Origin of the sequence: Pseudomonas sp. 1D4 (assembly GCF_001728925.1) — a bacterium.
Lineage (GTDB): Bacteria > Pseudomonadota > Gammaproteobacteria > Pseudomonadales > Pseudomonadaceae > Metapseudomonas > Metapseudomonas otitidis.
The window spans coordinates 52,369-60,938 of the sequence record NZ_LXJQ01000037.1 but is presented as its reverse complement, the minus strand read 5'-3'; the positions used below and the strand labels follow the sequence as shown (position 1 = coordinate 60,938).

Below are 8,570 nucleotides of genomic sequence, written 5' to 3'. Positions count from 1 at the left end.
ACATCGATTACCAGACCCTGGCCGGGGCGATCGCCACCTCGACCCACGGCACCGGGGTCGGTTTCGGCTCCTATTCCTCGCTGGTCACCGGCCTGCAACTGGTGACCGCCAGTGGCGAGGTGCTGGACTGCGATGCCCAGCACCACCCCGAGGTGTTCAACGCCGCGCGGGTGTCCCTGGGCGCCCTGGGCGTGGCGACGCGGGTGCGCCTGCAGAACCGCGAGGCCTATCGCCTGCGCGAGAAGCAGTGGATCGCCAGCACCGAAGAACTGCTGGAGGACGTGGGCAACCTCACCCGCGACAACCAGCACTGGGAGATGCTGGTGATCACCCATTCCGACTACGCGCTGTCCGTCGCCCTCAACGAGACCACCGACCCGGCCACGCCGCCGCTGGACCCGGAGGAGGAGGGCGGCAACGGCTTCGTGAAGATCATCGAGAACCTCGACAAGTACGGCAGCGACTTCCCTGCCGCGCGCCGCGCACTGCTCAACAGCCTGCGCCACATCGCCAGCTTCGACGACCGGGTCGGCGACTCCCACGAGATCTACGCCAACGTGCGCAACGTGCGCTTCAACGAGATGGAATACTCGGTGCCCGCCGAGCATGGCCCGGCCTGCCTGCGGGAGATCCTTGCGCTGATCCGCGACAAGGACCTGCGCACCTGGTTCCCCATCGAGTACCGCTACGTGAAGGCCGACGACATTCCCCTGAGCATGTTCGAGGGCCGCGACAGCTGCTCCATCTCCGTGCACCAGCACTACAGCATGGACCACCACAACTTCTTCGCCGCCGTCGAACCGATCTTCTGGAAGTACGCCGGCCGGCCGCACTGGGGCAAGCTGCACACGCTCAACGCGCGCACCCTGCAGGCGCTCTACCCGCGCTGGAAGGAGTTCACCGAGGTGCGCCAGGCGCTGGACCCGAGTGGCAAGTTCCTCAATGCGCACCTGTCCTCGATCCTCGGCGTGGCCTGACAACAAGGAGAAGCCATGAACCGTCGCAGATTCCTCGTCGGCACGGCCGGTGCCGGCGTACTGCTCGCCGGTGTCGGCGCCTGGCTGCGGCCGGCCGACAAGGGCGCCCCGTACAGCGATTACTTCGCTCGACTGAACCGCGAGCTGAAGGCCCACGGGCCGATGCACCCGGTGATGCTGATCGACCTCGACCGGCTGGACCACAACATCGACGTGGTGATGCAGTCGGTGCGCCGTGCCGGCAAGTCGCTTCGCCTGGTGGAGAAGTCCCTGCCGTCGCCGCAACTGCTGGACTACATCGCCAAGCGTGCCGGCACCCAGCGGCTGATGTCGTTCCACCAGCCCTTCCTCAACCACGACGCCGAGCGCTTCCCCGAGTCGGACATCCTGCTCGGCAAGCCCCTGCCGGTGCGTGCGGCGCAACTGTTCTACGAGGCCCATCGCGGCCCCTTCGACCCGGCCCGGCAGCTGCAGTGGCTGCTCGACACGCCCGAGCGACTGGCCCAGTACCTGGCGCTGGCGAAGGCCCTGAACATACGCATGCGCATCAACATCGAACTGGACGTGGGGCTGCACCGGGGCGGCGTGCAGGACACGGCCGGCCTCGGGCGGATGCTCGACCTGATCGGCGCCAATCCGCAGCACCTGGAGTTCGCCGGCTTCATGGGCTACGACCCCTTCGTCGGCATGGGCGTACCGGGCATCCTCGGCTCGCCCGAGGCCCTCTTCGCCAAGGTGATGACGCTGTACGACGGCTTCGTCGACTACGCCCGCACCCAACACCCCTCGCTGTGGCGCCCGGACCTGACCCTGAACACCGCCGGCAGCCCCAGCTACCGCATGCACGAGCGCGAGCGCACCAGCAGCGAGGTCTCGGTGGGCTCGGCGCTGCTCAAGCCCACCCACTACGACCTGCCGTCCCTGGAGGAACACCAGCCGGCGGCCTACATCGCCACCCCCGTGCTCAAGAGCACCGGCGCGGTGCGCATCCCGGCGCTGGACGGCAAGTCGGCACTGTTCTCCTGGTGGGACCCGAACCAGCGCGAGACCTTCTTCATCTACGGCGGCAACTGGATGGCCGAACCGGAATCGCCCACGGGCCTGCAGTTCAACGGCCTCTACGGGCGCAGCTCCAACCAGGAAATGATCAACGGCTCCCACGCCGTCGGCCTGGGCGTGGATGACCAGGTGTTCCTGCGGCCGACCCAGTCCGAATCCATCCTCCTGCAGTTCGGCGACCTGCTGGCGGTGCGTGACGGGCGTATCGTCGAGCAGTGGCCGGTGTACGGCTGAGCGCGGGGTCAGCCCACTCTGCTTGAAGTGCTTTGCGAGCAGCGCGCGCTCCTGCGGTAGGTGCTAACTGACGAGAGAACCCCAGGCCATTGCCTGGGGTTCTGCGTTCCGGGACGGGTCAGAGGCTGAACGGCAGGTTCACCTTGGCCCAGAACATCTCGCCTTCCGGGCGGTTCTCCACGGCGAACTCCTTGGCCCAGCGCATCTCCACGCTGGCGTACTTGAGGAAGGTCAGGTGCACCGCCGGGCCGATGGCGAAGACCTGCCCGCGCATACCGTCGTCCAGCTCCTCACCCATGAAGGTCACCGTGCGGCCGAACTGCTTGTCGTCGGTGGTCTGCTTCACGTAGTAGCCGTTCAGGCCCAGGCGCAGGTTATCGGTCACCCGGTAGCTGGTGGAGTAGTCGAAGTGGAACAGTTGGCCGGACTGGTAGTCGGTGTCCGGGTTCTCCTTGTTGAAGCTGTAGGTGGCCTTGACCGACAGCTCGGTGCGCTCGCTGGGCTGCCAGGTGGCCGAGAGCAGCGGCTTGTAGGTGACGAAGTTGTTGCCGGTGTTGGCCAGCCGTGCAGCGTCGTAGCTGCCGGTGGGCAGGGTGATCTCCAGGGCGGCGCCCAGGGTCAGGTCCTTGCCCATGTCCCAGAGGATCAGTGGCGCGATGGTGGTGTCGCCCTGGGCTTCGCGGCGGCTCTCTTGGCCGAACAGCGCCACCTGCTGGCGCATGTAGGGCTGCGCCACGTAGCCACCGACCCGGCCGCCCAGCAGGCGCAGCGGGCTGAGGTAGTCCAGGCGCGGGATGATCGCATCGGAGGTGATCTTCACCCCCGGCACCTTGCCGCCCAGGGAACTGATGTCCAGCTTCTTCGACTCGTAATGGTTGTAGTAGAGGTTGAAGGCGAACATGTGGTCCGGAAGGCTGTTCACGTCCAGCGGCAGGACGTAGAAGCCATCGGTGCCGGGGCCGATGTTGTCGACACCGTTCTCGGTGGCCTGGGCGGTCAGTGGCAGGGCAATGGCGAGGGCGGCTGCAGGGGGAAGCAGCCAAGTGGCACGGTTCGGGTTCATGAGGGTGCTCATTGTTATTGTGTGTGGGCGCCGCCGGAGGGCTCCTCGGGCGGCGCCATAGGAATAAGCGCTGGCGGCCTGGCGGAGCAGGGCATTGCCGGACAGCCAGGGGGCATTCAAGGCCAGGCTGCAATACGCTGTTACAACCCCTCTTGGGGCGATCCCGAACGGGTTATGATGGCCACCCTGCGCGCCTGGCCCCACAACAAGAACCCTCAGGCGACGGATTCGGATGTGCCTGCCATGACCTTCACGCCCCTCGACGCCCAGTACGACCTGGCCCAGGTTTCACCCTTCCTGCTGCAGACCCTGGCAGAGGTGGTGAGCGACCGGGGCATCAGCAGCGAACGCCTGTGCCGTGGCCTGGGCTTCACCCCCGATGACCTCCAGGACCCGGCCCAGCGCATCTCCTACCGCCAGGCGGCAACCCTCATCCAGCGCGCCCTCGCGGCCTTCCCGGAAGGGGGGCTGGGGCTGTGGGTGGGGCACCGCAACGTGCTCGGCACGCTCGGCCTGCTCGGCCACGTGCTGTCGCTGTGCAAGACCCTGCGCGACGCCTTCGAGGTGGGCCTGCGCTTCCAGCACACCGCCGGCAGCATGGCGGTCTACAGCCTGCACGAAGGGGCCGCCGAGAGTTTCGTGGAAGTGGTATGCCGGCTGCCCTACGCCGATGTGCAGGTGTTCGCCGTTGAAGAGTTCTTCGCCAGCCTGATGGTCTACAACCAAGCCCTGGCCAGCGCCGAATTCCAGCCCCTGCGCTTCGAGTTCACCCATGGCGTGCCGCCCTACGTCGAGCAGTACCAGCGCCTGCTGGGGCCGAACCTGCACTTCGGCTGCCTGCACAACCGCATGGTGTTCGCCAGCCACTGGCTGGACAGGACGCTGCCCGGCCACCAGCCGGTGGCCCTGCGCCAGGCCCTGCAATTGCTGGAACTGGAAAGCGCCCAGGTGCAGCAGAAGGCCAGCCTGCTGCAGACCGTGGAGCGCGCCATCGCCCGCGACCTGCCCCAGGGCAGCCCCATCGACACCGTGGCCCACGGGCTGAACATGAGCAGCCGGACCCTGCGCCGACGCCTGAGCGAGCACGGCATCACCTTCGAAACCCTGCTGGAACAGGTGCGCCGGGCGCGGGCCATGAGCCTGTTGAGCAACCCCGAAATGCCCATCGAGCGCATCGCCGAAGCGCTCGGCTACAGCGACGTGCGCGGCTTTCGCCGGGCCTTCAAGCGCTGGACCGGGCAGAGCCCCTCGGCCAGCCGCGACGAGGTGATGGCCGCGCAGTGACGCAGTGGCCCGGCGCTCAACCCATCTCCACCCGCCACCAACTGGGCAGCAGCCGGCGGATCTCGGGTTGGGCGAAGCGTTCGTCCATCAGGTGCACCACGCCCCGGTCGCCCTGGGTGCGGATCACCCGGCCGGCGGCCTGCACCACTTTCTGCAGGCCCGGATAGAGGTAGGTGTAGTCGTAGCCGGCCTGGAAGATCGCGGCCATGCGCTGCTTCAACTGCTCGTTCACCGGGTTCACCTGGGGCAGGCCGAGGGTGGCGATGAAGGCGCCGATGAGGCGCTCGCCGGGCAGGTCGATGCCTTCGCCGAAGGCCCCGCCGAGCACGGCGAAGCCGATGCCGCGCCCGCCCTCGGTGAAGCGTTCGAGAAAAGCCAGGCGCTCGGCCTCACCCATGCTCCGCGACTGGCTCCAGGCCGGGATGAAGGGGTGGCGCTCGGCGAACAGCGTGGCCACCTGTTCGAGGTACTGGTAGCTGCTGAAGAACGCCAGGTAATGGCCGGGGCGCTGGTAGAACTGGTCGGCCATCAGTTCGACGATGGGCTCCAGGGATTGCGCCCGGTGCTGGTAACGGGTGGAGAGGCGCTGGGCCACCCGCACCTGCAACTGCTCGGCGGTGAAGGGCGATTGCACCTCCAGCCACGGCGTGTTGCCCGGCACCCCCAGCAGGTCGCTGTAGTAGCGGCGCGGGTTGAGGGTGGCGGAGAACAGCACGGTGGAACGACTGGCCTCCAGGCGCGGGCCGATGAAGGGAGCCGGCACCAGGTTGCGCAGGCACAGGGTGGAGTGGCGGTTGCGGCCGCTGCCGCAGGCGTTCAGGTCGAACAGCGAGTGGGTGTCGAAGAGTTCGGCCATGCGGGTGAAGTGCAGGGCATCGAAGTAGAACGTCATCAGCGCCGGGTCCAGCGGCGCGCCGGGCTGGTCCGCCAGGTGGTCGGTGATGGCGGTGACCGCGTTCTGCAGCGCGCCCAGCAGCTTCTGCGGCGGTTCGTCGTAGGCCTGGTAATCCGTCAACTGGGCCTTGTTCAGCTCGCTCCAGCAGCGCTGCACCCGCTCCAGGGGCTTCTTCAGCGGGCCGGGCACGCTGCGGACCAGGGCTTTCAGCGTGCCCTGGCGCAACTCGGCGCTGTACATGGCGCGGGCGCGCTCCACCAGGTTGTGGGCTTCGTCCACCAGCACGCCCACCTGCCACTGGTTGAGCTGGGCAAGGCCGAAGAGCAGGGCGCCGAGGTCGAAGTAGTAGTTGTAATCCCCCACCACGACGTCGCTCCAGCGCGCCATCTCCTGGCCCAGGTAATAGGGACAGACGCCGTGGGCCAGGGCCACCTCGCGCAGGGCGGCGCGGTCCAGCCAGCGCCGTTCCGCAGCCGCCTCGCGGGCAGCCGGCAGGCGGTCGTAGAAACCCCGTGCCAGGGGGCAGGCGTCGCCGTGGCAGGCGCTGCCGGGGTGTTCGCAGGCCTTGTCGCGGGCGGTCAGCTCCAGCACCCGCACGGGCCACCCGTCCACGCTGTCGCGCAGGGTCGCCAGGCTGTGCAGGGCCAGTTGCCGGCCGGGTGTCTTGGCGGCGAGGAAGAACAGGCGCTCCAGGCGCCCGCCGCCCAGGGCCTTGAGCTGGGGGAACAGGGTGGCCAGGGTCTTGCCGATGCCGGTGGGCGCCTGGGCCATCAGGCAGCAGCCGGTGCTGGCGGCCTTGTACACCGCCTCGGCCAGTTCCCGCTGGCCGGGGCGGAAGCTGGCATGGGGAAAGCGCAGGGCCTGCAGGGCACCGTCCCGCCGGGCCTGGTGGGCCAGCTCCTGCTCGGCCCAGGCGAGGAAGGCCTGGCACTGGGCCTCGAAGAAGGCCCGCAGTTCGGCGGCGCTGGCGCGGGTGGTGAAGAGGGTCTCCTTCTGGCTGGCGACATCGAGGTAGACCAGTGCCAGCTCCACCTCGTCCAGCCCGCGTTCGGCGCACAGCAGCCAGCCGTAGACGCGCACCTGGGCCCAGTGCAGGTGACGGTGATTGTCGGGCTGGCGGGCCAGGTCACCGCGGTGGGTCTTCACCTCTTCCAGACGGTTGCCTGCCGGGTCGTAGCCGTCGGCGCGACCGCGCACCTGCAGCGGGCCGAACGCGCCGGCCAGGGGCACTTCGCGCTGGTAGCCGTCGCCCCGCCGGGCCGCCACCAGGACATGGCCGGCGATGCCTTCCTGGGCTGTGGGGGAGGGGGTGAAGCGCAGGTCGAGGTCGCCGCGCTTGGCGGTGAACTCGCACAGGGCCCGCACCGCCACGCGGTAGGTCATGCCGGGAGGGCCTCGGTGTCGGCCCATTGCACGTAGCACACGCTCACCGGCATGCCGTGCTCGGCGCAGAAGTCCAGCCAGCGCAACTGGTTGTCCTGCAGGCGGTCGCCGGGTCCCTTCACTTCGATCATCTGGTAGCGCCCCTGGCCGGGCCAGAAGCGGATCAGGTCCGGCAGCCCGGCGCGGTTGGCCTTGATGTTCTGCAGCAGGCGGCGGAACCAGTGCTTCAGGTGGTCGGCTGGCAGGCAATGCAGGGCCTGCTCCAGCAGGGTTTCGTCCAGCACGCCCCAGTAGACGAAGGGCGATTGCAGGCCGTGCTTGGTGCGGTAGGTGTGGCGCATGGCGTCACGCCAGCTGCCGTCGTCCAGCCGGGCCAGGCAGGCGGCGAAGTGCTCGGCGCGGCGGGCGTGGAAGTCCGGGGCCAGCAGGTCGGCCGGGCCGGCATGGAAGGGGTGGAAGAAGGCCCCGGGCAGCGGGTGGAAGATGGCCTCCCAGCACAGCAGGCCGAACAGCGAGTTGATCAGCGTGTTCTCGACGTAGTGCACCGGCCCGTCGTCGTCGCTGAGGTGAGCCAGCACGCTGTGCTCCACCGAGACGAATGGCTCGGGGCGCGGCAGGTGCAGGTCCAGCCGCTGGACCGGTGCCGGCTTGCGGGCGCCGGCGCGGGGCAGGCCGAGCTTGCGCTGCAGGCGCGGGAGGATGCGCGCCAGGTGCTGGCGCTCTTCCTCGTCGCCGGGGGCGTCGGCCAGGGCCAGGGCGAGCGCGTGGGCCTGCTCGAAGGCTTCCAGACGCTCCAGCACCCGCAACTGGCGGATGCGTGCGCCGGGCCAGGGGCAGTCGCGGTAGACGGCCAGGGCCAGGTCCAGCTCGCCAAGGCGTTCGCAGTGCTGGCCGAGCTGGAACAGCAGCCGCGCGCGCCGGCTTTGCAGCCAGAGGTTGTCGTTGGCCGGGGGGATGTCCGCCAGCAGCGTGGCCGGGCAGGCGTCGCCGGCTTCCAGCCGCTCGCGGCACTGGTGCAGGTGCAGGTACAGGTCCACGTCATCGCGGTGGCGGAAGCCGCGGGCATCGGCTTCCAGCGCCACCTGCTCGTACTGGTGGATGCCCAGGTCGGCGAGCACGAACTCGGACCAGTCCTGGGTCAGGTTGCCGAAGAACATCAGCCGCAGCCGGTCGCACAGGGGCATCAGGCGCAGCGCGTAGACGCGGTCGTCCAGCGCCGGGCACCAGGCGTCGAAGGGGCGCAGCTCGGGGTACAGGGGTTGCAGCCGCGCCAGTTGCTCGGCCTTGCGTGCGTCACCCCGGCCCAACTCGGCGCCGAAGCAGGTGGCGATCTCCGGTTTGCGCAGCAGGGCGAAGAGCTGCTCCAGGTCCAGCGCGGGCGCTGCATCCACCCAGCCCAGCGCCAGCAGCGGGCGCGCCGCTTCGCGGGTGGGGCCGATCTCGGCGTACACCAGCTTGCTCTCGCGGAAGCGCTCGCCCTTGCGCATCACCATGCGCACCAGCAGCGCCTGGGCTTCGCGCGGCAGCCCGGCGAAGGCGGCGAGGAAAGCGCGCTCCTCGTCCAGCAGCAGGTCGTCGTAGCGCGAGCCGATCCAGTCGAGCACGGTGCGGAAGTTGTTCAGGTAATAGAACGGGTCGTCGAGGGCGCTGGGCATGGCGGAACAGGGTGGGCGAA

The 8,570-nt window shown here is 68.9% G+C and carries 6 protein-coding genes; 3 read left to right on the top strand and 3 right to left on the bottom strand.

The genetic code is table 11. The features are described 5' to 3' along the window. Both A7D27_RS18320 and A7D27_RS18315 read left to right on the top strand, forming a co-directional pair. A partial coding sequence (locus A7D27_RS18320) for a D-arabinono-1,4-lactone oxidase (protein WP_069565672.1) occupies nucleotides 1-977 on the top strand: 977 nt, incomplete at its 5' end. A gap of 84 nt (nucleotides 978-1,061) precedes the next feature. Then, nucleotides 1,062-2,270, top strand: coding sequence for a DSD1 family PLP-dependent enzyme (locus A7D27_RS18315; RefSeq protein WP_170832305.1), 1,209 nt, complete (start codon nucleotides 1,062-1,064; stop codon nucleotides 2,268-2,270). A 118-nt stretch (nucleotides 2,271-2,388) separates the two neighbouring features. On the opposite strand, the gene A7D27_RS18310 is transcribed toward A7D27_RS18315, so the two are convergent. Further along, nucleotides 2,389-3,333, bottom strand: coding sequence for a transporter (locus A7D27_RS18310; protein WP_069565670.1), 945 nt, complete (start codon nucleotides 3,331-3,333; stop codon nucleotides 2,389-2,391). A 243-nt stretch (nucleotides 3,334-3,576) separates the two neighbouring features. On the opposite strand from A7D27_RS18310, the gene A7D27_RS18305 reads away from it, so the two are divergent. After that, nucleotides 3,577-4,617: an AraC family transcriptional regulator gene (locus A7D27_RS18305; RefSeq protein ID WP_069565674.1), complete on the top strand. Its 1,041-nt coding sequence runs from the start codon at nucleotides 3,577-3,579 to the stop codon at nucleotides 4,615-4,617. 16 nt (nucleotides 4,618-4,633) lie between these two features. Here A7D27_RS18305 and A7D27_RS18300 read toward each other — a convergent pair whose 3' ends face one another. Together A7D27_RS18300 and A7D27_RS18295 are read right to left on the bottom strand one after the other, a co-directional pair. Next, on the bottom strand, nucleotides 4,634-6,895 hold the full coding sequence (locus A7D27_RS18300; RefSeq protein ID WP_069565669.1) for an ATP-dependent DNA helicase: 2,262 nt from the start codon (nucleotides 6,893-6,895) through the stop codon (nucleotides 4,634-4,636). Continuing rightward, complete coding sequence (locus A7D27_RS18295) at nucleotides 6,892-8,550, bottom strand: VRR-NUC domain-containing protein (protein WP_069565668.1); 1,659 nt, start codon at nucleotides 8,548-8,550, stop codon at nucleotides 6,892-6,894. The genes A7D27_RS18300 and A7D27_RS18295 overlap by 4 nt, the downstream gene beginning before the upstream one ends. Nucleotides 8,551-8,570 lie beyond the last annotated feature (20 nt).

Bases quoted from the DNA above. Each gene is read 5' to 3' on its own strand.
- A7D27_RS18310 (WP_069565670.1), bottom strand. From the start codon at position 3,333: ATGAACCCGAACCGTGCCACTTGGCTGCTTCCCCCTGCAGCCGCCCTC.
- A7D27_RS18305 (WP_069565674.1), top strand. From the start codon at position 3,577: ATGACCTTCACGCCCCTCGACGCCCAGTACGACCTGGCCCAGGTTTCA.
- A7D27_RS18300 (WP_069565669.1), bottom strand. From the start codon at position 6,895: ATGACCTACCGCGTGGCGGTGCGGGCCCTGTGCGAGTTCACCGCCAAG.
- A7D27_RS18295 (WP_069565668.1), bottom strand. From the start codon at position 8,550: ATGCCCAGCGCCCTCGACGACCCGTTCTATTACCTGAACAACTTCCGC.